Annotated in this window: 19 protein-coding genes; 17 read left to right on the top strand and 2 right to left on the bottom strand. The window is 61.7% G+C overall.

Translation table 11 applies throughout. The features are described 5' to 3' along the window. The first annotated feature begins 93 nt into the window (after positions 1-93). Genes QOL84_RS18565 through QOL84_RS18540 form a run of 6 tightly spaced genes read left to right on the top strand, consistent with a single transcriptional unit; the run spans position 94 to position 11,288 of the window. Entirely contained in the window at positions 94-939 is an 846-nt protein-coding gene (locus QOL84_RS18565; protein WP_129396077.1) for a sulfotransferase family protein, read from the top strand. Positions 940-995: 56 nt separating this feature from the next. After that, the gene (locus QOL84_RS18560; RefSeq protein WP_283438129.1) at positions 996-7,421 is read left to right on the top strand and encodes an Ig-like domain-containing protein; all 6,426 of its coding nucleotides are present in this window, start codon (positions 996-998) and stop codon (positions 7,419-7,421) included. Positions 7,422-7,467: 46 nt separating this feature from the next. Then, entirely contained in the window at positions 7,468-8,985 is a 1,518-nt protein-coding gene (locus QOL84_RS18555) for a TolC family protein (RefSeq protein WP_283438128.1), read from the top strand. Continuing rightward, a complete protein-coding gene (gene cysC / locus QOL84_RS18550) occupies positions 8,969-9,574 on the top strand; it encodes an adenylyl-sulfate kinase (protein WP_283438127.1) in 606 nt (201 codons plus the stop codon). Before QOL84_RS18555 ends, cysC begins: the two co-directional genes overlap by 17 nt. Continuing rightward, on the top strand, positions 9,571-10,356 hold the full coding sequence (locus tag QOL84_RS18545; RefSeq protein WP_283438126.1) for an aspartyl/asparaginyl beta-hydroxylase domain-containing protein: 786 nt from the start codon (positions 9,571-9,573) through the stop codon (positions 10,354-10,356). The genes cysC and QOL84_RS18545 overlap by 4 nt, the downstream gene beginning before the upstream one ends. Next, positions 10,344-11,288: a sulfotransferase family protein gene (locus QOL84_RS18540; protein ID WP_283438125.1), complete on the top strand. Its 945-nt coding sequence runs from the start codon at positions 10,344-10,346 to the stop codon at positions 11,286-11,288. Before QOL84_RS18545 ends, QOL84_RS18540 begins: the two co-directional genes overlap by 13 nt. Positions 11,289-11,368: 80 nt before the next feature. On the opposite strand, the gene QOL84_RS18535 is transcribed toward QOL84_RS18540, so the two are convergent. Both QOL84_RS18535 and QOL84_RS18530 read right to left on the bottom strand, forming a co-directional pair. Further along, the gene (locus tag QOL84_RS18535) at positions 11,369-12,127 is read right to left on the bottom strand and encodes a slipin family protein (RefSeq protein ID WP_129387349.1); all 759 of its coding nucleotides are present in this window, start codon (positions 12,125-12,127) and stop codon (positions 11,369-11,371) included. 2 nt (positions 12,128-12,129) lie between these two features. Continuing rightward, positions 12,130-12,681 carry an NfeD family protein gene (locus QOL84_RS18530; protein ID WP_283438124.1) on the bottom strand — a complete coding sequence of 184 codons (552 nt, stop codon included), beginning with the start codon at positions 12,679-12,681 and terminating at the stop codon, positions 12,130-12,132. Between the two features lie 153 nt (positions 12,682-12,834). Between QOL84_RS18530 and QOL84_RS18525 the strand changes: the two genes are divergently transcribed. The 11 genes from QOL84_RS18525 (at position 12,835) to pgaA (ending at position 24,384) form a co-directional block, all read left to right on the top strand. Then, a complete protein-coding gene (locus QOL84_RS18525; protein WP_283438123.1) occupies positions 12,835-13,296 on the top strand; it encodes an aminoacyl-tRNA deacylase in 462 nt (153 codons plus the stop codon). A 128-nt stretch (positions 13,297-13,424) separates the two neighbouring features. Further along, positions 13,425-13,670 carry a DUF2789 domain-containing protein gene (locus QOL84_RS18520; protein WP_283438122.1) on the top strand — a complete coding sequence of 82 codons (246 nt, stop codon included), beginning with the start codon at positions 13,425-13,427 and terminating at the stop codon, positions 13,668-13,670. A 91-nt stretch (positions 13,671-13,761) separates the two neighbouring features. Next, positions 13,762-14,007 carry a hypothetical protein gene (locus tag QOL84_RS18515; RefSeq protein ID WP_283438121.1) on the top strand — a complete coding sequence of 82 codons (246 nt, stop codon included), beginning with the start codon at positions 13,762-13,764 and terminating at the stop codon, positions 14,005-14,007. Between the two features lie 123 nt (positions 14,008-14,130). Then, positions 14,131-14,559: a MarR family winged helix-turn-helix transcriptional regulator gene (locus QOL84_RS18510; RefSeq protein WP_129387366.1), complete on the top strand. Its 429-nt coding sequence runs from the start codon at positions 14,131-14,133 to the stop codon at positions 14,557-14,559. Next, positions 14,556-16,619, top strand: coding sequence for an FUSC family protein (locus tag QOL84_RS18505; RefSeq protein WP_283438120.1), 2,064 nt, complete (start codon positions 14,556-14,558; stop codon positions 16,617-16,619). Before QOL84_RS18510 ends, QOL84_RS18505 begins: the two co-directional genes overlap by 4 nt. Then, complete coding sequence (locus QOL84_RS18500) at positions 16,616-16,825, top strand: DUF1656 domain-containing protein (RefSeq protein ID WP_007917703.1); 210 nt, start codon at positions 16,616-16,618, stop codon at positions 16,823-16,825. The genes QOL84_RS18505 and QOL84_RS18500 overlap by 4 nt, the downstream gene beginning before the upstream one ends. Beyond that, entirely contained in the window at positions 16,822-17,724 is a 903-nt protein-coding gene (locus QOL84_RS18495) for an efflux RND transporter periplasmic adaptor subunit (RefSeq protein ID WP_129387370.1), read from the top strand. The genes QOL84_RS18500 and QOL84_RS18495 overlap by 4 nt, the downstream gene beginning before the upstream one ends. Beyond that, positions 17,721-19,163, top strand: a complete 1,443-nt coding sequence (locus QOL84_RS18490) for an efflux transporter outer membrane subunit (RefSeq protein WP_283438119.1) — start codon at positions 17,721-17,723, stop codon at positions 19,161-19,163. Before QOL84_RS18495 ends, QOL84_RS18490 begins: the two co-directional genes overlap by 4 nt. A gap of 93 nt (positions 19,164-19,256) precedes the next feature. Further along, complete coding sequence (locus QOL84_RS18485; RefSeq protein WP_129387375.1) at positions 19,257-19,892, top strand: NADH:ubiquinone oxidoreductase subunit N; 636 nt, start codon at positions 19,257-19,259, stop codon at positions 19,890-19,892. A 248-nt stretch (positions 19,893-20,140) separates the two neighbouring features. Beyond that, positions 20,141-21,646, top strand: coding sequence for a YdgA family protein (locus QOL84_RS18480; RefSeq protein WP_283438118.1), 1,506 nt, complete (start codon positions 20,141-20,143; stop codon positions 21,644-21,646). Between the two features lie 257 nt (positions 21,647-21,903). Beyond that, positions 21,904-24,384 carry a poly-beta-1,6 N-acetyl-D-glucosamine export porin PgaA gene (pgaA, locus tag QOL84_RS18475; protein WP_283438117.1) on the top strand — a complete coding sequence of 827 codons (2,481 nt, stop codon included), beginning with the start codon at positions 21,904-21,906 and terminating at the stop codon, positions 24,382-24,384. The last annotated feature ends 7 nt before the right edge of the window (positions 24,385-24,391 follow it).

Raw genomic sequence — 24,391 nt, 5'->3', positions numbered from 1 at the left:
AGTCCTTTTTGCTCTGAGTGATATCAAAACACTACTAGGCGCAGGGGTTGTCGTTGAACTACGCTCTGACGGACAAAAGGACTTCCGATCATGGTGAAGGGATTGCAGCAGTTCCACTTTATCTCCGGCTTGCCGCGTTCAGGCTCGACCCTGCTTTCTGCCATTCTTTTGCAGAACCCGCGCTTTCACGCCGGCATGACCAGCCCGGTCGGTTCGCTGTTTTCCAGTGTCCTCGAGCAATGCAGTGCCGGCAGCGAATACGGGGCGGTGATCGACACCGACATGCGCCGCCGCCTGCTGCGTGGTCTGTTCGATTCCTACTACGCCGACAAGGCCGACAAACCGCTGGTGTTTGACACCAACCGGCAGTGGAGCTCGCGCCTGCCGGCACTCAACGACCTGTTCCCCAACGCCAAAGTAATTGCCTGCGTGCGCAACGTGGCGTGGGTGATGGACAGCCTCGAACGGCTGTACCGCGCCAACCCTTACGAAAACACCAAATTGTTTAGCGATGCCGCCGAGCGCAACACCGTCTACAGTCGCTGCGAGACCCTCGCTCAGCGCAACCGTCTGGTCGGTTTTGCCTGGGCGGCGCTCAAGGAAGCCTATTACGGCGAGCACGCCGACTCTTTGCTGATCATCGATTACGACCTCCTGAGCCAGGCCCCGGAGCGGGTGCTGCGGCTGGTGTACGACTTTATCGGCGAGCCGTGGTTCGAGCATGATTTCGAGCATCTGGCCTATGACGCGCCGGAATTCGACCAAGGCCTTGGCCTGGCCGGCCTGCACAAGGTCAAACCCAAGGTTGCGTTGCAGTCCCGGCGGACGATTCTGCCGCCGGACCTGTTCAAGCAATACGCCGATTTGTCCTTTTGGCTCGATGGCTCAGCCAGCGCCGCCAATGTCATTCGTATGAAGACCGACGCCGCGATCAGTTGATCGCGGCGTTTTTCATTGATGCCTTACGTACCTTCGTTCGAGTTCGGGTGAGCAACATGTGGTGGAGCCTTTTTGGTGGGGCCAAGGTCAAGTCTCGGGCAGTCGCCGGTCAGCGTTCGCTGGCCTCGCCGCTGATCATGTCGCTGGAGCCGCGCATGCTGTTCGACGGTGCGGTGGCCGCGACAGTCGCCGATACCGCCGCGCAAGCCGACAGTCATGCCCCTACCGCTGCCGATGCGGCCAAGGCGCCGACGGCCGATCATCCGGTCGCGAGCAAGGATACTCACGGCCAGGCCGATGCCACGCCGGCCGCCAGCCCCGTTGCGGTGCCGGGGCAGAGTGTGGTGTTCGTCGATTCACGGGTGAAGGATGCCGACAGCCTGCTCAAGGGCGTCGCGCCCGGCACGCAGGTGGTCAAGCTCGACGCGAGCAGAGATGGCTTGCAGCAGATCGCCGATTACCTCGATCAACATCAGGGCGTCAGTTCGGTGCAGATCATTGCCCACGGCAACGCCGGTGACCTGTGGCTGGGCAACAGTTATCTGTCTGCCGACAACGTCGCTCAGCGCAGCGCAGTCCTCGCCGAAATCGGCAAGGACATGAACGCTGGCGGCGACATCCTGATCTACGGCTGCTACACCGCCGAAGGTGATCGCGGCTTGAGCTTCGTCGATTCGCTGGCGCAGTTGACCGGGCGCGATGTGGCCGCTTCGAACAACCGCACCGGTGTTGGCGGCGACTGGGATCTGGAAATCGCCACCGGCAGCATCGAGAGCGTCAACGTGCTGTCGAGCAAAGCCATGAGCGAATACCAGTGGGGGCTGGCCACCTGGACGGCGACCAACAACCTCAACTCGGGCGTCGGCTCGTTGCGTGCGGCGCTGGCGTCGGCGCAGAACGGTGACATCGTCACGTTCAGTTCCGGCATGACCGTTCAGCTCACGTCGGAATTGCTGATCAACAAGAGCATCACCGTCGATGGCGACCTGAACAACGATGGCGTCGCCGACGTGACCCTTGATGGTCAATACAAGACTCGCGTGGTGGAAGTCGCCTCCGGCAACACCGTGACCCTCGACGGCCTGGTGATTACCAAAGGCCTGGTGGCGGGCAATGGCGGCAATGGTGGCTCAGCAGCAGCGGGGGCCATGGGTGGCGGGATTTTCAACGCCGGCATTCTTACCCTGAACAACGTGACAGTCACTGCCAACGCCGCATCCGGCGGTGGTGGCGGCGGCGGTGTGACCGGCGGTTATGTCGGCGGTGGCGGTGGCGGCGGTGCGGGTATCGGTGGCCAGACCGGTGGCCATGGCGGTACTTCTGGCCCGGGCACCGGCACCTACGCCGGCGGGGCGGGCGGTGCCAATGCCGGTGGTTATGGCGGTGGTTACAGCCCGACCGACATGGGCGGCCGCGGCGGCACCAGCACCGGTGGCGTGGGCGGCAATGGCGGCAGCGCCGGTGCCGGTTACAGTCATGGCGGCAATGGCGGTTCGGCCAGCAACGGCACGCTGTCCATTGGTGGCGGCGGTGGCGGTTCCGGCTGGGACAAAGTCGGCGGCGTCGGTGCCAACGCGGCAGGTGGTATCTACAACGCCGCGAGTGGCACCCTGAAAGTCATTGGCAACTCGGTCATCAGCAACAACATTGCTGCCGGTGGCGGCGGTGGCGGTGGCGGTGGGGTCGGCAGTAACGGCGCCGATGGCGGTGCCGGCGGTCGCGGCGTCGGGGCGATCTGGAACAACGGTGGCGTGGTGCTGATCACCGCGAGCAACTTTGCCGCGATCAGCGGCAATGGCGCGGCCAGCGGTGGTGGCGGGCTGTCGAACGGTGGTTCGACGGGTACGACGCCGAGTGCGCTGGTGGGCATTTACAACAACGGCGGTACGCTCAACACCGCTTACGTGGAACCGCCGACTGCCACCATCGTGGTCGCCGACACCGCGTTGAAAATCGGCGAAACCTCGCTGGTAACCATCACCTTCAGTCGCGCCGTAAACGGTTTCACCAACGCCGACCTGACCATTGTCAACGGCACGCTGACCAATGTGTCCAGCGCCGACGGCGGTATTACCTGGACGGCAACCTTCACGCCGACCAACAACCTTACCGACACCACCAACCTCATCACCCTCGACAACACCGGGGTGACGGCAGTCTCCGACAGCGTCGCCGGTGTCGGCACCACCAACTCGAACAACTACGCGATCGATACCCAGCGTCCGACCGCGACAATCGTGATGAGCGATACGGCGCTGAAAATCGGTGACACCTCACTGGTGACCATCACTTTCAGCGAGGCGGTTTCCGGGTTCACCAACGCCGACCTGACGATTGCCAATGGCACGCTGACCAACGTTTCCAGTGCCGACGGCGGCATCACCTGGACGGCGACCTTTACGCCGACCAGCAGCATCACCGATGCCACCAACCTGATTACCCTGGACAACACCGGGGTGGCGGATCTGGCCGGCAACGCTGGCAGCGGCACCACCGATTCGGCCAATTATGTGGTCGACACCGTACGACCGACAGCGACCATTGTCGTTGCCGACACCAATCTGGCGGCAGGCGAAACCTCTGTGGTGACCATCACCTTCAGCGAAGCGGTGAGCGGTTTCACCGCCGCCGACCTGACGGTGGCCAACGGCACATTGACCGGACTGAGCAGCAGCGACGGCGGCATCACCTGGACCGCCACGCTGACGCCAACCACGAGCGTCACCGACACCACCAACCTGATCACTCTGGACAATACCGGGGTCAATGACCTGTCCGGCAATGCCGGCACTGGCAGCACCAACTCCAACAACTACGCGATCGACACCGCACGGCCGACCGCGACCATCGTGGTCGCCGACACCGCACTGAAAATCGGTGAAACCTCGCTAGTGACCATCACCTTCAGCGAGGCGGTGAGCGGTTTCACCAACGCCGATCTGAGCATTGCCAACGGCACGTTGAGCGCAGTCAGCAGCGCGGATGGCGGCATCACCTGGACGGCGACGTTCACGCCGACCAGCAGCATCACTGACGCTACCAACCTGATCACCCTCAATAACAGCGGTGTCGCGGATCTGGCGGGCAACACCGGCGTCGGCACCACCGATTCCAACAATTACGCGGTCGACACTGTGCGGCCGAGCGCCACCGTGGTGTTCACGCAAAGCACCTTGAAGATCGGCGACACATCACTGGTGACCATCACCTTCAGTGAAGCGGTCAGCGGTTTCACCAACGCCGACCTGACCATCGCCAACGGCACCCTGACGGCGGTCAGCAGCGCGGACGGCGGCATCACCTGGACGGCAACGTTTACACCGAGCGCGAACGTCACCGATGCCACCAATCTGGTGACGCTGGACAACACCGGCGTTGCCGACCTGGCGGGCAACGCCGGCAGCGGCACCACTGATTCGAACAACTACAGCATCGACACCCAGCGTCCAACCGCAACCATCGTGATCGCCGATCCGAGCCTGAGCGCCGGCGAAACCTCGCTCGTGACCATCACCTTCAGCGAAGCGGTCAGCGGTTTCAGCAACGCCGACCTGACCGTTCCCAACGGCACGCTCACGGCGGTCAACAGCGCCGATGGCGGCATCACCTGGACGGCGACTTTCACCCCGACCGTCGGAGTCAACGACACCAGCAACATCATTACCCTGGCCAACACCGGTATCGCTGACCTGGCCGGGAACGCCGGCACGGGCACGACCAACTCCGGCAACTTCACCATCAACACCGTGGCGCCCACCGCGACCATCGTCGTCGCGGACAACAGCCTGACCATCGGCGAAACGTCGCTGGTGACCATTACCTTCAGCGAAGCCGTGACCGGTTTCAACAACGCCGACCTGACGATTGCCAACGGCACGCTGACGGCGGTGAGCAGCAGCGACGGCGGGATCACCTGGACGGCGACCTTCACCCCGACCAGCAACATCACCGACGCGAGCAACCTGATCAGCCTCGACAACAGCGGTGTGCAAAACGCCGTCGGCAATGCCGGCAATGGCACCACCAACTCCAACAATTACGCCATCGACACCCAGCGCCCGACCGCCACCGTGGTGCTTGCCGACTCGGCGCTGGGCGTCGGCCAGACCACCACCGTGACCATCACCTTCAGCGAGGCCGTCAGCGGTTTGACCCTCGCCGACCTGACCGTGGCCAACGGCACACTCTCCGGGCTGAGCACGGCGGACAACATCACTTACACGGCGACGTTTACGCCATCGGCGGGCATCACCGACACCAGCAACATCATCACCCTGGACAACACCGGCATCACTGACATCGCGGGCAACACCGGCAGCGGCACCACCGATTCCGCCAACTACGTGATCGACAGTCAGCGCCCGACCGCCACCATCGTCATCAGTGATACCGATCTGCGTCCGGGCGAAACCGCGCTGGTCACGATTACCTTCAGCGAGGCGGTCAGCGGCTTCGACAACAGCGACCTGAGCGTCGCCAGTGGCACGCTGAGCAATGTCTCGTCGAGCGACGGCGGCATCACCTGGACAGCCACCTTCACGCCGACCATTGGCGTCAGCGATGCCACCAACCTGATCGTGCTGAACAACGCTGGCATCAGTGATCTGGCGGGCAATGCCGGCATCGGCATCACCAACTCGGCCAACTATGCGGTGCAGACCGAAGTGCCGACCGCGACCATCGTCGTCGCGGATACCGCGCTCAAGGCCGGCGAAACCTCGACGGTGACCATCACCTTCAGCGAAGCGGTCACAGGTTTCACCAATGCAGATCTGACCATCGCCAATGGCACCCTGAGCAACGTCGCTTCCAGTGATGGCGGCATCACCTGGACGGCGACATTCACCCCGACCGCCAACATCATCGACACGACCAACCTGATTACCCTCGACAACAGTGGCGTGGCCAACGCCTCCGGCAACAGCGGCGTCGGCACCACCGACTCGACCAATTTCGCCATCGATACGGCGTTGCCGACCGCGACCATCGTGGTCGCCGACAACCGCTTGGGCATCGGTGAAACCACCACAGTGACCATCACTTTCAGCGAAGCGGTCAGCGGTTTTGACCTGTCGGACATCAGCGTCGCCAACGGCACGCTGGCGAACCTGACCAGCAGCGATGGCGGCATCACCTGGACCGCTACGCTGACGCCGACGGCCAACGTCAACGACACGACCAACCTGATCATCGTCGACACTGCCGGGGTGCAGGACCTGGCTGGCAACCTTGGCGCGAGCATCGCGATTTCCAACAATTACCTGCTCGATGCGACCCGGCCGACGGTGAACATTGTGGTCGCCAACCCGCATCTGGGCATCGGCCAGACCACCACGGTGACCTTCACCTTCAGCGAGGCGGTGAGCAACTTCGACCTGTCCGACCTGAGCGTGACCAATGGCGACCTGAGCAATCTGAGCAGCAGCGATGGCGGCAAGACCTGGACCGCGACGTTCACACCGACGGCCAATGTCACCGATCCGAGCAACTTCATTGCGCTCGACACCAGCAACGTCAGCGACCTGGCCGGCAACGTCGGCAGCAGCGTCGCGGTGTCGAACAATTACGCGCTCGACAGCGAGCGGCCGAGTGCGACGGTGGTGATCGCCAACCCGAACATCGGCCTCGGTCAGACGTCGGCGGTGACCATTACTTTCAATGAGGCGGTCAGCGGCTTTGATCTGTCGGACATCAATGTCGGCAACGGCACGCTGTCCAATCTGAGCAGCAGCGACGGCGGCAAGACCTGGACCGCAACCCTGACGCCGAACGCCAACGTCAACAGCGCCAGCAATGCGATCAGCGTCAACAGCGCCGGGGTCAGCGATGCGTCCGGCAACAGCGGGGCCGGAGTCAGCAGCTCCAATAATTACGCGATCAACACGCTGCCGCTGGTGACGCCGCCAACGCCGCCAACGCCGCCGACGTTGCCAACCACTAGCGTGGTGATCCCGGATCCGCTGATCCGCAGCAGCGATCCGGTGGTGCCGCCACTGCCAGCGAATGTGCCGCTGCAACCGATCATTTTCTCGCCACCGACCGGCGATCTCGGCTCGCCGCTGACCTTCGCGCCGTTGTTCGAACAACGCGACATCGGCAGTGGCCTGCGCCCGCTCGGTGACATTTTCATCAACCACGGCGCGCTGAGCCCAAGCTTCATTGCCCAGGTGTTCAGCGACAGCACCTACGGTGACGGCAGCGGTCACGGTTTTCTCGGTTTCGGCGGTGGCGATGGCGGGGTCTTCGGCAGCAGCACGCTGTCGAGCCTGTTCAACCAGAACAGCGATGCCGACCGTGATGCGGTAAACGCATTCGGCAGCCACTCACTCAAGGCCGGCGATATTTCCCAAGGACTGCGCGGCGTGTTCAGCGCGCCGTCACTGGTGCAGCAACTGCAACAGCTCAAAGACAGCGAGCAGCACCGGGTCGACAGCCTGGCGGCGGCTCTGCAACAGGTCGGCATCAGCGAAATTTCGGCCTGAATACACAACTACTCAACACTGTGCAGGACCTAGGGGCGATCCAGGGATGAAAAGAACTCAGAAGTTGTTCGGCGCCAGCTTGCTGGCGCTGGCGGTCAGCGGATGTGCAGTGACCAGTGAACCGATTGAACGCAGCGTCAGTGAACAGCGGGCCAAAAGCGACCTGCAAAACATGTACAAGGATCAGGAGCCGCTGCGCGGCCCGTTGACCCTGCATCAAGCCATGGCCCGCGCGGTGAAATACAACCTCGAAGGGCGTTTGAAGATCATGGAGGAAGCGTTGGCCAAGCGGCAGCTCGACCTCGCCAGTTTCGACATGCTGCCGCGCATGGCACTGGACGCCGGTTACGTCGGGCGTAACAACGTCAACGCTTCCAGCAGCCAGAGCGTGCGCACCGGCACCCAGTCTCTGGAGCCGTCGACCTCGCAGGACCGCGACCGCGACGTCGCTGACCTGACCATGGTCTGGAACGTCCTCGACTTCGGCGTCAGTTACATCAGCGCCAAACAGCAGGGCGACCAGCGTCTGATTGTTCAGGAGCGTCGACGCAAGGTCATCAACACCATCGTCCAGGACGTGCGCTCGGCTTATTGGCGGGCGATGGCGGCCGAACGTCTGCTCAAACAGATCGACAGCCTGATGGCGCGGGTCGAGACCGCCCGGCGTGATAGCGAAAGCATGAGCAGCCAGCGTATCGGCGACCCGGTGCAAGCGCTCGGTTATCAACGTTCGCTGATCGAAGCCACGCGCCAACTGGAAGAACAGCGGCGCGCCCTGTCGTTGGCGAAAACCGAACTGGCGACGCTGATCAACCTGCCGTTGGGCACCAACCTGACCCTGGCCACCGATGACGGTTATCAGGTGCCTGAACTCAAGGTCGATCTGGCCAAGCTTGAGCAGGAAGCACTGACCAGTCGCCCGGAACTGCGTGAGCAGGATTACCAGACGCGCATCAGCGCCGCCGAAACGCGCAAAGCCATGTTGCGCTTGCTGCCCGGTCTGGAGTTTTCCGCTGGGGGGCATTACGACAGCAACTCGTTCCTCGTCGAACAGGGCTGGGCCGACTATGGCGTCAAAGTCACCTGGAACTTGTTCAACGTGATTTCCGCACCGGCCGCCATCAACGTCGCCAAGGCCGGCGAAGAAGTCGCCAGTGCCCGGCGTCAGGCGATGTCGATCGCCGTGCTGGCCCAACTCTATGTGGCCAACGCCAACTATCAGGAAGCCAAGCGCCAGTTCAAGACCAACCAACAGCTGTCGGACATCGATGGGCAAATCGTCGGTCAGTTGCGCAACCGCCATCAGGCGGCGGGCATTGGTGAACTGGAGCTGATTCAGGGCGAATTGAACAACCTGCAAGCGGACCTGCGGCGCGACCTGTCGTACGCCGATCTGCGCAATGCCTACGGCCAGATCTTCGCCAGTGCCGGCCTCGATCCGCTGCCGGATCAGGTGCAATCGACCGAAGTGCAATCGATCGCCACCGCGCTGGCCAATCGCGAATCGGCGTGGGCGGCGGGCGATATTTCCGTGCCCGTGGTGGCGCATGCCCCCGCGCAGTGATGTGCTGGCGCCGCGCGCCAGTGTCAGTCGCACTCAACGCGAGACCCGCAACGGTCATCGCGGGGCGGCGATTCTACTGACCGGTCTGCCGGCGGCGGGCAAGTCGACACTTGCCCAGGCGTTGCACGCCGAGTTGTTCGCACGGGGTTTGCACAGTGTGGTGCTGGATGGCGACGGCTTGCGTGTCGGGCTTAATCGCGACCTCGGTTTTAGCGATGCTGACCGGCTGGAGAACATCCGCCGCGCCAGCGAACTCGCTGCGTTGCTGGTGGAAAACGGTCAGATCGTGATTCTGGCGATGATTGCACCGCTGGCCGAATTGCGTGAAGTGTTCGCCAGTCGCTTGGGCGACGACTATCGCGAGGTCTGGTGCAGCGCTTCATTGGCAGTCTGTGAGCAACGTGACCCGAAGGGCCATTACGCGCGCGCCCGGCGCGGTGAGCTGCCCGGGTTTACGGGCATCTCGGCGCCCTACGAGCCACCGGTGCAGGCGTCGCTGGTGCTCGATAGCGGCGCGCAGTCGGTGGACGCCTGCCTCGATCGCCTGCTGACCTGGCTGGGCGAATGTTCGGTGTTGCCTCGGACATGAGCCGACCGGCCTTCGCGCGCTTGCCGGTGACGCTGGATTTGCCGCGGCTGTTGCAAGCCTTGGCGGCCATTGACGAAGACGCTTGGCGCAGCCATTTCAATGCGGATTATTTTTCCGGCGAGTGGAGCGGTGTGGCGCTGATTTCAGCGCTCGACGCGCGCACCGAGTTGTCTCCCGGTCGTGGTGAACCGGTGCACCGCGCAGCCTGGCAGCATGATCAGCGCTGGTCGCGCGCGCTGCAGGATTTGCCGCTCGACATCGTCAGTGCCCGACTCCTGCGGCTGGGGCCGGGCGGGCGGATTCATGAGCATCGTGACTACGATCTTGATGGCCCGGACGCCGATCTGCGCTTGCACATTCCGTTGCTCAGTCCACCCGATGTCGATTTCTGGCTCGACGGCCAGCGTGTGCCAATGCAGGCCGGCGAGTGCTGGTTTCTCGACCTCGCACGTGCGCATCGGGTGGCTAACCGTGACACCTCGGCGCGGGTGCATCTGGTCCTCGATTGTCGGCCCAGTGCCTGGCTGGCGCAGATGATTGCTCAAGGTCTGCCGGACACGCCCGCGCCGGAGTTGTCTGATAGCGCGCTGCAACGTTTTCAGCGTCGGCTGGCGGAGGATGCCGCGTTGTCTGCCGAGTTGCAGGCGCTGCAGGATCCGCAAATATTCATCAGCCGCACACTGGCGCTGGCCGCTGAACAGGGTCTGGAGTTTTCTCGCGAAGAATTGCGCGCGGCCATGCGCAATGGTCGCCGGCAATGGAATGAACAATGGAGCCACTGAATTTCGACGGCTGGTTGCCCATTCGGATCTGGCCGGTCGCCGGGCAATGGCAAGTGGATTGGTGCTGGTTCGGCGACACGCCGTTGCATCAGCCATTCTTTCGCGATGCGGTCGAAGATGCGCTGCGGCTGCCGTTCAACCAGGCATTCCGGCGCCAGACGCCATTGGCGGCGTTGACCGCTTGGCAAGCGCAAAGCCCGGGAATCGCCCCGAGCGCATTCGTTCTGCATGCCTCGCGCTGCGGTTCGACGTTGATCAGCCAGATGCTCGCGCAGCTCGACGATCACATCGTGGTGTCCGAACCACCACCGCTGGATGCCTTGTTGCGCAGCGATTTACCGGACGCCGAACGTCAGGCCGCGATTGCCGGTTTGCTTTCGGCGTATGGCCAGCGCCGGCGCGGTGTGGAAAAGCATCTGGTGATCAAACTCGATGCCTGGAACATCGGCGAATGGCCGCTGCTGCAAGCCTGTTTTGCCGATACGCCGTGGTTGTTTCTCTATCGCGACCCGTTGGAGATTGCGGTTTCCCACCTGCGCCGACCGGGCATGCACATGGTCCCGGGCATGCTCGGCGATTGCGTGCTGGAGGACGGCTTGCCGTTTGAGGGGCGCGAAGATTTCATCGCGCGGCGTGTGGGGCGGTTGCTCGAAGCGGGCTTGGTGCATTGCCGTGATGCGGCCGGTTTTCTGGTGAATTACAGCGAATTGCCGGCAGCGATGACGGGGCGGCTGGCGAGGTTTTTTCGCTTGAGCGATGAACAGCAGCAGCGGGTTTTTGCGGTAGCGACACGGCATGCGAAACAGCCTTCGCGTGCGTTCATTGCCGACGGAGAAGAGAAGCGCCGTGAGGCTTCGGCATTGTTGCAGGCACGCGTGCAGACGTGTGCGCGTGCGCCTTATGAAGCTTTGGAAAAATTGCGTGGAGCCTGAAAAGATCGCAGCCTGCGGCAGCTCCTACATTTGAATGTGATCCCCTGTAGGAGCTGCCGCAGGCTGCGATCTTTTGCTCTTCAGGACTTGCCGGACAGGTCCGCCATGCCCTTGAGCAGCTCGATCGGCAGCGGAAAGACAATCGTCGAACTCTTGTCCCCCGCAATCGAACTCAACGTCTGCATATAACGCAACTGCATTGCCCCCGGCTGGCGTCCGAGCATTTCCGCAGCCTGCATGAGTTTTTCCGAAGCCTGTAATTCACCTTCGGCATGAATCACCTTGGCCCGTCGTTCGCGCTCGGCCTCGGCCTGTTTGGCGATGGCGCGAACCATCGACTCGTTGAGGTCGACGTGTTTGATTTCGACGTTGGCGACCTTGATGCCCCACGCGTCGGTCTGGGCGTCGAGCACTTGCTGGATATCGATGTTCAACTGCTCGCGCTCGGCCAATAACTCATCGAGTTCGTGTTTGCCAAGTACGGCACGCAGGGTGGTTTGCGCCAATTGGCTGGTGGCGGAGAGAAAGTCTTCCACCTGAATGATCGCCTTTTGCGGATCGAGTACGCGGAAGTACAGCACCGCGTTGACCTTCACCGAGACGTTGTCGCGGGTGATCACATCCTGCGGCGGTACGTCGAGTACGACCGTGCGCAAGTCGACCCGAACCATTTGCTGCACCACCGGAATCAGCAGGATCAGCCCGGGGCCTTTGACTTGCCAGAAGCGTCCGAGCTGGAACACCACACCGCGTTCATATTCGCGCAGGATGCGAAATGTCGAGCCGGCGAGGGCAATCACCAAAAACAACAGCGCAACAAAACCGATTTGCAGACCCATGATCACTCTCCGAGCGGCGCCGCGTCAGCCGCGGCCACTTGCAGCAACAATCCCTTGCGAGCCACTACGCGCACCGATTGCCCGGTTTGCAGCGGCGTCGCGCTGAGTACTTGCCAGCGTTCGCCTTGCAACTGCACCCAACCGTTGCGGGCATCGCCCGGCTGCACGGTGGTGATTGCGGTCACGCTGCCGAGTAGCCCGGCGTCGCCACTGACCGCTTGGCGCGGGCGGGTTTTCAGCGCGCGAATCACTAGCGCGAGCAACAGCAGGGCGCTGATCAGACCGAGGCCGATCATCATCGGTATCGGCAATTCGGCGTTGCCCAGAATCAGCGCGCCGATGACAAACATGATGATCCCGCCCAGACCGATCACGCCGTAGTTGGGTAGCGCCGCTTCGGCGATCAGAAAGACGATGCCGAGGGTAATCAACCACAGGCCGAGCGGACTCATCGGCGGCAACGGGGTGTCAGCGGCGAGGGCAGCGCCACTGATCAGCAGGAGCGAGACATACGTACAACAACGACTGTTCACGTGACCCTCCGCGAGAGTCATGGGCTGGTACTTTCAGTCTAGTTGAGCGTTGCGCTGTATGAATTTTGATCAATGTACGGATGTGTCCAGTGAGCGGATTTCCCCTCGCCAATCCCGCGCCGAACTAGACTCAAAGTCACCGCAACAACCTTCCGCGCGACACCGAGGTGCATCATGCGAATGGCAAAAAAGGTGCAAAGCAGCCTGACCCGGGCGCATTGCGAATATGACGTGGTCGCTCACCGGCATTCGTCCAGTAGCCTGGAAACCGCGCGAGTCGCCGGGGTACCCGCCGAGCGGGTGGCGAAATCGATCATCCTCGACGACCACCACGGGCACTACCTGATGGCCGTATTGCCGGCCAGCCGTCATCTGGATCTGAGCAAGGTGCGCAACAGCGGCGAATGGCAACTGACTCGCGAAAGCAATCTGGCGCACATCTTTGACGACTGCGAGCGCGGCGCGGTGCCGCCGCTGGGTGATTCCTACGGGCTGGACATGGTCATCGACCCGTTGCTGACGCGGCAGAAAGATATTTATCTGGAGGCGGGCAACCACAATTATCTGCTGCACATGAGCATGCCGGAGTTTCTGAAAATGGTGCCGCATGCCGAGGTGCGGGAGTTGAGTGATTAGGTTTTGCAGCGCCTGCACTGACGCCTTCGCGAGCAGGCTCGCTCCCACAGGTTGATCGCATTCCCCTGTGGGAGCGAGCCTGCTCGCGAATAATCTTCCAGACACCCCATTCATCAAGGAATTGCTCAATGGAAAGCCCAACGCACAGCTTGCCATCCCTGTTCAAACAACTCGGCCTTCCCGACGATCCGGTCAACATCGACAAATTCATCGCCACCCATTCCCCGCTCAAACCCGAACTGCATCTGGCCGATGCGTTTTTCTGGACGAAGAGCCAGTCGCAGTTCTTGCGCGACGAGATTCTGGATGACGCCGATTGGGCGGAGGTGGTGGATCAGTTGGATGTGATGTTGCGCAAGGGGCGGGATGCGTAGGGCTGGCGCAAAAACTTATTACAGATTGCCCGACTGATTTCAGCCCACATCGGAGTAGCGTTCCGGTTCTGAAAACCAGGAGAGCAAAGCGATGCCCCCGCTTTTGCCTGTAGAAACAATCGATATTGCGCAATTAGCAGACAAACTTGAGGCAATCATCCAAAGCAGCCGATTCGGGCCGATTGCTGTGCAGAATCATGATCAAACGGTGGCTTATTTGATATCCGCACCGTTGTATGAGGATCTACTGAACACGCTGGATGATCTCGAACTGGCTTCCGTCGTTCACTCACGCCGTGAGGAGGTTGGCCTTCCTCACGAGATCGACGACCTCTAAATATTTTCACTCTGGGAAGATTTGTTTCAAAACTTGACTGAAATTCCCCTCCAATGCAATATTGATAGTTAGCAAACTAACAGTGTGCATTTCCCCGTGCCGAACGAACTCGACGCTCTCCAGATGAACATCAGCAGTGCCATGGTGGTGGCCGCCAGGCATTGGCGGAAGATCTGCCAGACCACGCTGGTCAACTATGGAATCTCCGAAGCCTGCGCCGTGCCGTTGTTGATGATCGGCCGGTTGGGCGAGGGCGTGCGTCAGGTGCAGGTGGCGCAGGCGGCCGGGATGGAGAGTCCGTCGCTGGTGCGTCTGCTCGATCAGTTGTGTCATTCCGGCTACGTCTGCCGGACCGAAGATGCCCACGATCGCCGCGCCAAGTGCCTGAGCCTGACCGATACCGGGCGTGAACTGGTGCAAGCGGTCGAGATCGAACTGGTGCGCTTGCGTCATGAGGTGCTCGAAGGCATCGATCAAAGCGATCTGGAAGCTACGCTTCGGGTACTCAGAGCTTTTGAGGCGGCCAATCCGCCTGTGGTGGTCAATTCTTGAACGGTTTTTTCTCTGGCATTCCGCCGGCCCGCGACTGGTTTTACGGGGTCCGTACTTTTGCAGCGTCGATGATCGCGCTGTACATCGCCTTGCTTATGCAAATGCCGCGTCCGTATTGGGCGATGGCCACGGTTTACATCGTCTCCAGCCCGTTTCTCGGGCCGACCAGTTCCAAGGCGTTATACCGCGCAATCGGTACCTTTCTCGGCGCGGCCGCGGCGGTTTTTTTCGTGCCGATGTTCGTCCAGAGTCCGTATGTGCTGGTGGTGGTCATTGCGCTGTGGACGGGGATTTTGCTGTTCATGTCCCTGCATCTGCGCACGGCCAACAGCTACGCGCTGATGCTCGCCGGTTACACCTTGCCGCTGATTGCCTTGCCGGTGGTGGATAACCCGCTGGCGGTGTGGGACGTGGCGGAAGCGCGTACAGAGGAAATTTTTCTCGGCATCGCCGTCGCTGCCGTGGTCGGTGCGATGTTCTGGCCGCGACGCTTGGCGCCGGTGTTCAACGATGCCGTGAGCAAGTGGTTCGCCGACGCGACCACCTACAGCCTGAAATTTCTCAGCCGCGACGTGCAGCCCGAAGAAGTCACCGCGCTGCGCATGGCCATGGTCGCCAACTTCAACAGCCTCGAATTGATGATCGGCCAGTTGCCCCACGAAGGCTCGCGACCGCAAACCGTGCGCAACACCAAAGAACTGCGCGGGCGAATGATTCATCTGCTGCCGGTGATCGATGCGCTGGAAGACTCGCTCTACGCCCTCGAACGGCGCACACCAGAGCTGGTGGAAAAATTCGAACCGCTGCTGGTCGCAACCCGCGAATGGCTGGCTCATCAGGACGCCGATCTCGACCGTTGGCAAGCGCTGAAAGATCAGCTCGAAGCCCTGCAACCGAGCGCTGCCGCACTGGAAGATCGCCGGCAACTGCTGTTCTCCAACTCGATTTATCGCCTCGGTGAATTCGTCGATCTTTGGCAGGACTGCCGCAGCCTGCAAGACGCCATTCTTTGCGAGCGTCAGGACAACTGGCGCGCGGTTTACCGCCATTGGCGTCTCGGTCGCCTGAAGCCGTTTCTTGACCGTGGCCTGATGATGTATTCGGTGGCCTCGACGATTCTGGCGATCATCACCGCCTCGGTGCTGTGGATTCTGCTCGGCTGGCCGGACGGCGGCAGCGCGGTGATTCTGGCGGCGGTGGCGTGCAGCTTCTTCGCCTCGATGGACGACCCGGCACCGCAGATCTACCGGTTCTTTTTCTGGACCGGCATGTCGGTGCTGTTCGCCAGCCTTTACCTGTTTTTGATTCTGCCCAACTTGCACGATTTCCCGATGCTGGTGCTGGCGTTTTCCATCCCGTTCATCTGCGTCGGCACCCTGACCGTGCAGCCGCGTTTCTACCTCGGCATGCTACTGACGCTGGTCAACACCTCGTCGTTCATCAGCATTCAGGGCGCTTACGACGCGGACTTCTTCGCCTTCGTGAACTCCAACCTGGCGGGGCCGATGGGGCTGTTGTTTGCCTTCATCTGGACGCTGGTCGCGCGACCGTTCGGCGCTGAGCTGGCGGCCAAGCGCCTGACTCGTTTCAGCTGGAAAGACATCGTCCACATGACCGAGCCGGCCAACCTCGCCGAGCACCGCCAGTTGGGTGTGCAGTTGCTCGATCGGCTGATGCAGCATCTGCCGCGTCTCGCTCTCACCGGTCAGGACACCGGCATTGCCATGCGTGAAGTGCGCGTCGGCCTCAACCTGCTCGACTTGCTCGCCTACACCCCACGCGTAACCGGCGCGCCGAATGCGTTGTTGCAGCAAGTGGTCAGCGAGGTCGGCGAGTATTTCCGCGCCTGCCTCAAGGCTGGTGAACGCTTGCCGGCGCCAGCGCCTTTACTGATGACCATGGATCGCGCCCGCCGCGCACTCAACGGTCACGGCGATGATGAAACCCGGCTAAACCTGTTGCACGCCTTGAGCGGTTTGCGTCTGGCGTTGCTGCCCGGCGTCGAATTCGTCTCCAGCGCCGAGCCCGAAGAACCGCTGCCCGATGGAGCGCCCCTATGATCGGTGATCTGGACATCAGCGGCATTTTCCTGCCGACCCTGCTGGTGCTGATGGGCATCACTTATGTGCTGTTTTTGCTGGTGCATGCCGTGCTTACGCGTGTGCACTTTTACCGTCTGGTCTGGCACCGGGCATTGTTCAACGTGGCCCTCTACGCGGTACTGCTGTACGGCGTGGACTCACTCAGTCGATACCTGATGACATGAAAAAACCGTTCTTGACCATCGGTCGCGTGGTACTGACCCTGCTGATCGTGACTTTTGCCGTTGTCCTCGTCTGGCGCATGGTGATGTATTACATGTTCGCGCCGTGGACCCGTGACGGCCACATTCGCGCCGACATCATCCAGATCGCTCCGGACGTGTCCGGATTGATCCAGCAGGTTGAAGTGAAAGACAACCAGTTGATCAAGCGCGGCCAGGTGCTGTTCAGCATCGATCAGGATCGCTTCAAACTGGCTCTGCGTCAGGCCAAAGCGGCTGTCGCTGATCGCGAAGAAACCCTCGCTCAAGCCCAGCGCGAAGCCAAGCGTAACCGTGGCCTCGGCAACCTGGTGCCCGCCGAACAACTGGAAGAAAGCCAGTCGAAGGTCGCCCGCGCGCAATCAGCGCTGGCCGAAGCCATGGTCACCGTGGACAGCGCCCAACTCAACCTCGACCGCTCGGTGATCCGCAGCCCGGTGGACGGTTACGTCAACGACCGTGCGCCGCGACCGCAGGAATTCGTCACTGCCGGGCGTCCGGTGTTGTCGGTGGTCGACAGCAACTCGTTCCACATTGACGGTTATTTTGAGGAGACCAAACTCGACGGCATTCATGTCGGCCAGTCGGTGGATATCCGTGTGATCGGCGACCGCGCCAAATTGCGCGGGCACGTCGAAAGCATCGTCGCCGGTATCGAAGACCGCGACCGTACCAGCGGCAGCAACCTGCTACCGAACGTCAACCCGGCGTTTAGCTGGGTGCGGCTGGCGCAGCGGATTCCGGTGCGGATTGCCTTTGATGACGTGCCGGAAGATTTCCGCATGATCGCCGGGCGCACCGCGACGGTGTCGATTATCGAAGACGCAAAAGTCGACGATAAAAAGCAGGAGTCCGCGCAATGAGCAGGGCCCTGATGATCGCCGGGTTGGGCGTGATGTTGTCGGCTTGTCAGATGGTCGGGCCGGATTATCACGTGCCTGAAAATTCGGCCGTTCAGCGCAAGGATTTTCAGGGCGAATTGGCCGTCGACGGTAAACCTGTGGTCTCGGCACCGGTGCCGGCAGACTGGTGGCGGCTGTATAAAGACCCGCGTCTGGATCAACTGGTGCAGCAGGCCATGGCGTCCAACACCGATCTGCGCGTCGCCGCCGCCAACTTGCAGCGCGCCCGCGCTCAGGTCGATGAGGCCGAGGCCGCTGGCGGCTGGAGCGCTGGGGTGAAAATGGGTGCCCAGCGTTTGCAGGAATCCGGACAGGCTTACCTGCTGCCGGAAAAGGTGCCAGTGGCCAACGTTGGCGATATTGGCATCAGCGCGTCTTATCAGTTCGATCTGTGGGGCACCTTACAGCGCGGCATTGAAGGCGCGAAAGCCAACGCCGACGCCACCCAAGCCGCAGCGGATACCGCGCGCATTACTTTGGTGGCAGACGTGGTGCGTGCTTACACGCAAGTCTGCGCGGCCAACGAAGAACGCGAAATCGCCCAGCATTCCCTTGACCTGCAATCGCAAGGCACCACGCTCATCCAGCGTCTGCGCGATGCCGGGCGCGGCGATGAAACCCAGGTCACCCGTTCGCAGACCCAATTCAAATCCCTGCGCGCCGACATGCCGCGCTATGAAGCGGCGCGTCAGGCCGGGTTGTTCCGGCTGTCGATGCTGTTGGCGAAACCGGTCGATCAATTGCCGGCCGGCACTGCGACGTGCGCCGAGCTGCCGAAGATCGCTCAACGGGTGCCGGTCGGAGACGGCGCGGCGCTGCTCAAGCGTCGTCCGGACATTCGTCAGGCTGAACGACGTCTGGCGGCTGCGACTGCCGGAATCGGTGTCGCCACCGGCGAGCTGTACCCGGACATCAGCATCGGCGCGACCATCGGCACTGTCGGTATCATTGATGACCTCGGTGATCCGTCGACCAACCGCTGGGGCTTCGGCCCATCGCTGAGCTGGAAAGTGCCGACCAACGGCGCTCGCGCGCGAATCCGTGAAGCCGAAGCCACAACCCAGGGCGCACTGGCGCACTTCGACGGTGTGGTGCTCAACGCCATTCGCGAAACCCAGACTGGCCTCGCTCAGTACAGCGCGCTGCTGCAACGCCGCGATGCGCTGGCCGACGCCGAACAGTCGGCGAAACTGGCCGCCGACCAGACCCACCGCTTCTTTCAGGCCGGCCGCGAGTCGTTCCTGGCTGATCTGCAAGCGACCCGCACCTACACCGATGTCACCGCGCAACTGGCCGCCGCCAACACTCAAGTCGCGATGAGCCAGATCGATTTGTTCCTCGCCCTCGGTGGCGGTTGGGAAAGCGGACGAACGCACGCTCCAAGCCCCAGCAAACCCTGAGGCCGTTGCTATGCTTTGAAGTGTTGGAAGGGCGCCCCGTGCAAAGCACCCTTCCAGCGCACATTGCTAGCGCTGGTCTAGGGGAAACCAATAATGAAAAACCCTTACGCTCTCGGCTTCTGGTGCGCCCTCGCAGCGCTGCTACTGCTATCGGCCACCTATTTCTACGGCATCATGCTGGCCCACCAGATCGACAAGGCCATGATTTTTCTCGACAGCGCCACGGCGTTGATCGCGGTCATGGCAATTGTTGTGGTGGCGTGGGCGTCGGTGCAGGTGCAGCGGGTCAAGAAACGGCAGCTTGAACAGGGCAAGACCCTGGTGCTGATCTGGGATACCAAAGTCGCCCTACGCCGGGTCGAAACCGTGTTCGACCGGTATTTCTGGGGCAGCTACTGGCAACCGGGGCGTACGTTCGCCGAAGTCATGGGCGAGCTCACCGGCACGCCGCTGGAAAAAAGCCTCGAAGCGCTGAAAAAACAGTGCCTGGAGCTCGATAAGCAAATCGATGGCGAGGGCTGGCACTGGCTCAACAACGCTCGTGAATTGTCGGATGTCGCCACGGCCATGGCCCGTGAGCGTTATCAGCTGGATTTCTGCGACCCGCGCGCCGACGGGCCGGGCGGGGCGGTGATCGATCGGGATTTTGAAGTGCTGGTGTACACCTGGACGGCGCGGCTTAAAAGCTTTGATCATCAGCTGGATGAGATCGAGGTTCAGTATTCCTGAACAGCAAAAGATCGCAGCCTGCGGCAGCTCCTACATTGGAACGTGTTTCCCTGTAGGAGCTGCCGCAGGCTGCGATCTTTTTGCTTTCCCGAGTGTCCATAGACACTCTTTAACCTTTAAACATTGGGCCACCTTGCGCGCCCGGTGCTAATCTCCACCGCTGAATTCAGCGGAGTCGAGCCGCGACCCGGTCACGGGTTCAGGGAAGACGACCACACTCACAGCCACGGAAATCGATCAGGTCATTCATGAATAAATCAGCAGGCGTGCTTCTCGGAATTGTTGTTGCCATCGGTGCCATCAGCGCTGGCGGGGCCTGGTACACCGGGACCAAGATCGAAGGCGTGTTGAACAACGCCGTCAGCAACGCCAATAAAGAGCTGCAGACCGCCATGGCCGGCTCCAACGGCACCGCGTCGCTGGAACTGGTGTCGCTGGATCGCCACACCTTCACCAGCACCGCGCACTATCGCCTCAAGGGTGAAGGCGAGATGTTCGGCGACAAGCCGGTCGAATTGCTCTTCGTCGACCACATCGAACACGGTCCGCTGCCGTTCTCGCGTCTGTTTTCGCTGAAATGGCTGCCAGTCATGGCCACCAGCAACTACGAGCTGGAAAAGAATGCCGCCACCGAGAAGTGGTTCGCCGCGACCAAGGGCGCTGCGCCGCTCAAAGGCGTGACCAATATCGGCTACGACGAATCCACCACCAGTACCCTCGACCTCGTGCCATTCGAAAGCGCGCTGGATGAGCAGTCGAGCCTGAAGTTCTCCGGCCTGACCATGAACATTTCCGCCAGCGCTCAGGCGCAGAAGGTCAAGGCTGACGGTTACATGGACAACCTGAAACTGGTCACCGTCGCTGAAGATCAGGCACCGGTGCAGGTCGAGTTGAATGGTCTGACCCTGGCCAGCAACCTCGCGAAAAGCAGCTACGGCTACTACACCGGCGAAAACACCCTGGAGCTGACCAGCAGCAAAACCACCTTCGGCCCCAAGCAGTCGGTGCTCGGCGTGAACAACTTCGAAATGAAGAACCTCACCGAAGAAAGTGGCAGCAACGCCTCCGGTCGTGCTGACTACAAGATTGGTGAAGTCAGCCTCAACGACAAGAAAATCGGTTCGGCGAGCATGGCCATGAGCCTGAAGAACCTCGACATCCCGTCGACGATGTCGCTGATGCAGATCTACCAGACCAAGTTGCAGCCGTACGAAAAAGCCGCTGCCGAGGCCGCTGCTCAAGGTCTGCCAGCGCCAGAGCTGAACCTGACCGACGCGGAAAATGCGCAAGTCAAAGCCGACCTGCAAAAACTCCTCGCGGCTGGCCCGCAGATTGCCCTGGAAAACCTCTCGTTCAACACCGCCAACGGTGAGAGCCGCGCCAATCTGGTGATTGACCTGACCAAGCCGCAATCGATGGATCTGCCACCGGATCAACTGGGCAAACAATTGGTCGCGCTGCTCGATCTGAACATTCAGGTGTCCAAGCCGATGCTGGTCGATCTGCTCAGCGTGCAGGCGCAACTGGACGGTCAGACTGACGCCAAAGCCATTGTTGATCAGTCCAAGGAAGCGGCTGACATGTTCGCCGGCATGGCGGTCGGTTCGCAGTTGGCGGTCGTTGACGGCACCAACGTCGTGACCAAGTTGCATTACGCCGCCAATCAGGTCGAATTCAACGGCCAGAAGATGACCGTTGAACAGTTCGTCGGCTTCCTGATGAGCAAGTTCGCAGGCGTCACGCAAGTGCAGTAATTCTGCGCTCTAAATAGCAACGCCCGCTCTCCGTATCGCACGGACGCCGGGCGTTTTGCTGTCTGGCGTTCGGGTTTTCGGTGTCGCGGCCGGGCAGCCGCTTCGATTCTGAACAAATATTGTGTTCTGAATTCTGGTCTACGCTTGCGTGCAAGACTGCCTGACTAAGCTTGGCCGAGTGCTGTCAGTTTCGGCCACCGTTACGAATGGGCAAGGAGGGCATTGCGACCCGGCTGGCCATGTAAGGATGCTGACGAATGCCGCGTATTGATGTTCCCGTATTACATCGTGGTCTACGCCCGTTGTTCCGTGTCGCGCTGTGCAGCCAGTTGCTTTGGCCGGCATTGGCGTTTGCCGACACACCCTATGATCAGATGGTGCGTGATGCCCGTGCCGGGCAAACCACGCCTGCGCTGACGGTGCTGCGTCAGGTGCCGCCGGGTCAGTCGACCACCGGGCAGATCAGCGATCACCTGCAAATCGCCAGTTGGGCCGGGCTCGACGCCGAAGTGGTGCAGGTCTATGAAACCCAGGGCCGTGACCGTGTCTTGCCGGTGCAGGCACTGACCGCCACCGCCCGCGCCTACCGCAATCTCAAGCGCTGGGATCAGGCAACTCAGGTTTACAACAAGGCCTTGGCGCTGGAACCGGATAACGCTGATCTGCAACTGGGCCTTGCCCTGACTCAGGCTGACGCCGGTAAACCTGACGAAGCGGTGACTCGCGCCAAAGCGCTGGTGGCGGCAAAGTCTGATGATCCTTCGCGCCGCCTCGCGCTGGGCTACGCCCTGACCCGCGCCGGCAAGCAATACGACGCGCTTTTCGAATACGACCAAGCCTTCAAACGCGCCGGCAGCAAACCGGAGGTCGCGCGCGAATACGTGGTCGCCCTGCAAAAGGCGCGTCTGCCGGAACCGGCACTGCGCTTGGCCAGTCAACGGCCGGGACTGATCGATCCGGTGACCTTGCGCCGCCTCGAAGGCGATCTCGCCGCCGAGCGCGTACGCCTCGCCGAATACGCCACGCGCAGTGAGAGTGAACGCTACGTCATCGCCGACCGGGCGCTCGCCGACTACGACAAACTGCTCGCCACCTGGACACCGGACGCCACGGCGCACGACGACGTGGTGCGCTGGCGCATTGATCGCATGGGCGCGCTCAAGGCCCGTGCACGCACCGCCGACGTCATCAGCGAATACCAGAAGCTGCAAGCCGAAGGCGTGAAGATTCCGACCTACGCGTTGCGCTGGGTGGCGGCGTCTTATCTGGATCAACGCGAGCCGGAAATCGCCGCCGATCTCTATCGCCAGGTGCTGTCCGCTCCGGACGCCGATGCCGGCGACCGCCTCGAAGACACCACGGCGCTGTATTACGCGTTGCTGGAAAGCGATCGCGCCGACGAGGCACGTAAAGTGGCGGAAGACGCCGCCAAGTCGCAGCGCCCGCGCATCGAACTCAAGGGCTTGCCGATCGGCAACCCCAACGATGAATGGATGGACGCCCAGCAACTGGCGGCGCAGGCCGGCACCTACGGTTCCGACCTGCCGCATGGCGAGGAACGCTTGCAGACCCTGGTCGACCAGGCGCCGGGCAACGTCGGCTTGCGTCTGGCCCAGGCCGATCTGTACCTCGCCCGCCAATGGCCGCGCCGCGCAGAAATCCAGCTCAAGGAAACCGAGAGCATGGTGCCGCGCGACATGGGCCTGGAAATCGGCCAGGCGCACACCGCAATGGAATTGCAGGAATGGCGGCAAATGGATGCGCTGACCGACGACGTCGTCGCGCGTTATCCGGACAACCGTCAGGTCCAGCGTCTGGCGCGCGAGCGCGAAGTCCATGACATGTCCGAACTGCGCGTCGAAGCCTACGGCGGCAAGGCCAATGGTGGCGGCAGCAGTGGTGCGGGCGCCGTCAGCGGTAGCCGCGATTTCGGTATTCAGAGCACGCTCTACAGCCCGCCGATCAATGAAGACTGGCGCGTCTTTGCCGGCGTCGGTTATGCCACCGGCGACTTTGCCGAAGGCACCGGCAACCATCGCTTCCAGCGCGTCGGCCTGGAGCGGCGGACCCGCGACATGACCCTCGAAGCCGAAGTCTCCAATCACGACTATGGCTACGGCGACAAACAGGGCGCGCGACTGGCGATCGCCCGCGACATCAATGACAACTGGCAATACGGCGGCAGCCTCGAATACCTCTCGGCCGAGACGCCGTTGCGCGCACTCAACAGCGACATCAAGGCCAACGGCGGCAGCGGCTTCATCCGCTGGCGCGCCAACGAAAGCCGCGAGTGGAAGCTGGCCGTCAGCCCGTCGCACTTCAGCGACGGCAACAACCGCGTCGAAGCCTTGCTCACCGGTCGCGAGGGCGTCTATAGCGCGCCGAACGTGCAGGTCGATGCCGGTCTGGAAGTCGGTACCAGCCACAACTCCAAATCCGATGACGTGCCGTACTTCAACCCCAAGTCCGACTTCAGCGTGATGCCGCTGGTCAACGTCAATCACGTGCTCTACCACCGATACGAAACCTCCTGGAGTCAGCAATTCCAGGCTGGCGCGGGGACGTACAGCCAGCGTGATCACGGCACGGGCGGCATGGCCCTGCTTGGCTACGGGCAACGCTATGCCTGGAACGACGTGTTCGAGGTGGGCGGCTTGTTCAGTGTGATCAACCGGCCCTACGACGGTGATCGGGAGACCGATCTGCGTCTGCTCGTCGACCTCACTTACCGCTTCTAGAAGAGTT

Source organism: Pseudomonas helmanticensis (assembly GCF_900182985.1).
Taxonomy (GTDB): domain Bacteria; phylum Pseudomonadota; class Gammaproteobacteria; order Pseudomonadales; family Pseudomonadaceae; genus Aquipseudomonas; species Aquipseudomonas helmanticensis.
Note: the sequence above shows the minus strand (reverse complement) of the source record. Positions and strands in the feature narration are given on the sequence as shown.

Bases quoted from the DNA above. Each gene is read 5' to 3' on its own strand.
- QOL84_RS18530 (WP_283438124.1), bottom strand. From the start codon at position 12,681: ATGACTCTCGCGGAGGGTCACGTGAACAGTCGTTGTTGTACGTATGTC.
- QOL84_RS18480 (WP_283438118.1), top strand. From the start codon at position 20,141: ATGAATAAATCAGCAGGCGTGCTTCTCGGAATTGTTGTTGCCATCGGT.
- QOL84_RS18515 (WP_283438121.1), top strand. From the start codon at position 13,762: ATGCCCCCGCTTTTGCCTGTAGAAACAATCGATATTGCGCAATTAGCA.
- QOL84_RS18490 (WP_283438119.1), top strand. From the start codon at position 17,721: ATGAGCAGGGCCCTGATGATCGCCGGGTTGGGCGTGATGTTGTCGGCT.
- QOL84_RS18500 (WP_007917703.1), top strand. From the start codon at position 16,616: ATGATCGGTGATCTGGACATCAGCGGCATTTTCCTGCCGACCCTGCTG.
- QOL84_RS18485 (WP_129387375.1), top strand. From the start codon at position 19,257: ATGAAAAACCCTTACGCTCTCGGCTTCTGGTGCGCCCTCGCAGCGCTG.
- QOL84_RS18510 (WP_129387366.1), top strand. From the start codon at position 14,131: ATGAACATCAGCAGTGCCATGGTGGTGGCCGCCAGGCATTGGCGGAAG.
- QOL84_RS18545 (WP_283438126.1), top strand. From the start codon at position 9,571: ATGAGCCGACCGGCCTTCGCGCGCTTGCCGGTGACGCTGGATTTGCCG.
- QOL84_RS18555 (WP_283438128.1), top strand. From the start codon at position 7,468: ATGAAAAGAACTCAGAAGTTGTTCGGCGCCAGCTTGCTGGCGCTGGCG.
- QOL84_RS18525 (WP_283438123.1), top strand. From the start codon at position 12,835: ATGCGAATGGCAAAAAAGGTGCAAAGCAGCCTGACCCGGGCGCATTGC.
- QOL84_RS18520 (WP_283438122.1), top strand. From the start codon at position 13,425: ATGGAAAGCCCAACGCACAGCTTGCCATCCCTGTTCAAACAACTCGGC.
- QOL84_RS18540 (WP_283438125.1), top strand. From the start codon at position 10,344: ATGGAGCCACTGAATTTCGACGGCTGGTTGCCCATTCGGATCTGGCCG.
- QOL84_RS18495 (WP_129387370.1), top strand. From the start codon at position 16,822: ATGAAAAAACCGTTCTTGACCATCGGTCGCGTGGTACTGACCCTGCTG.
- pgaA (WP_283438117.1), top strand. From the start codon at position 21,904: ATGCCGCGTATTGATGTTCCCGTATTACATCGTGGTCTACGCCCGTTG.
- QOL84_RS18535 (WP_129387349.1), bottom strand. From the start codon at position 12,127: ATGGGTCTGCAAATCGGTTTTGTTGCGCTGTTGTTTTTGGTGATTGCC.
- cysC (WP_283438127.1), top strand. From the start codon at position 8,969: ATGCCCCCGCGCAGTGATGTGCTGGCGCCGCGCGCCAGTGTCAGTCGC.
- QOL84_RS18560 (WP_283438129.1), top strand. From the start codon at position 996: ATGTGGTGGAGCCTTTTTGGTGGGGCCAAGGTCAAGTCTCGGGCAGTC.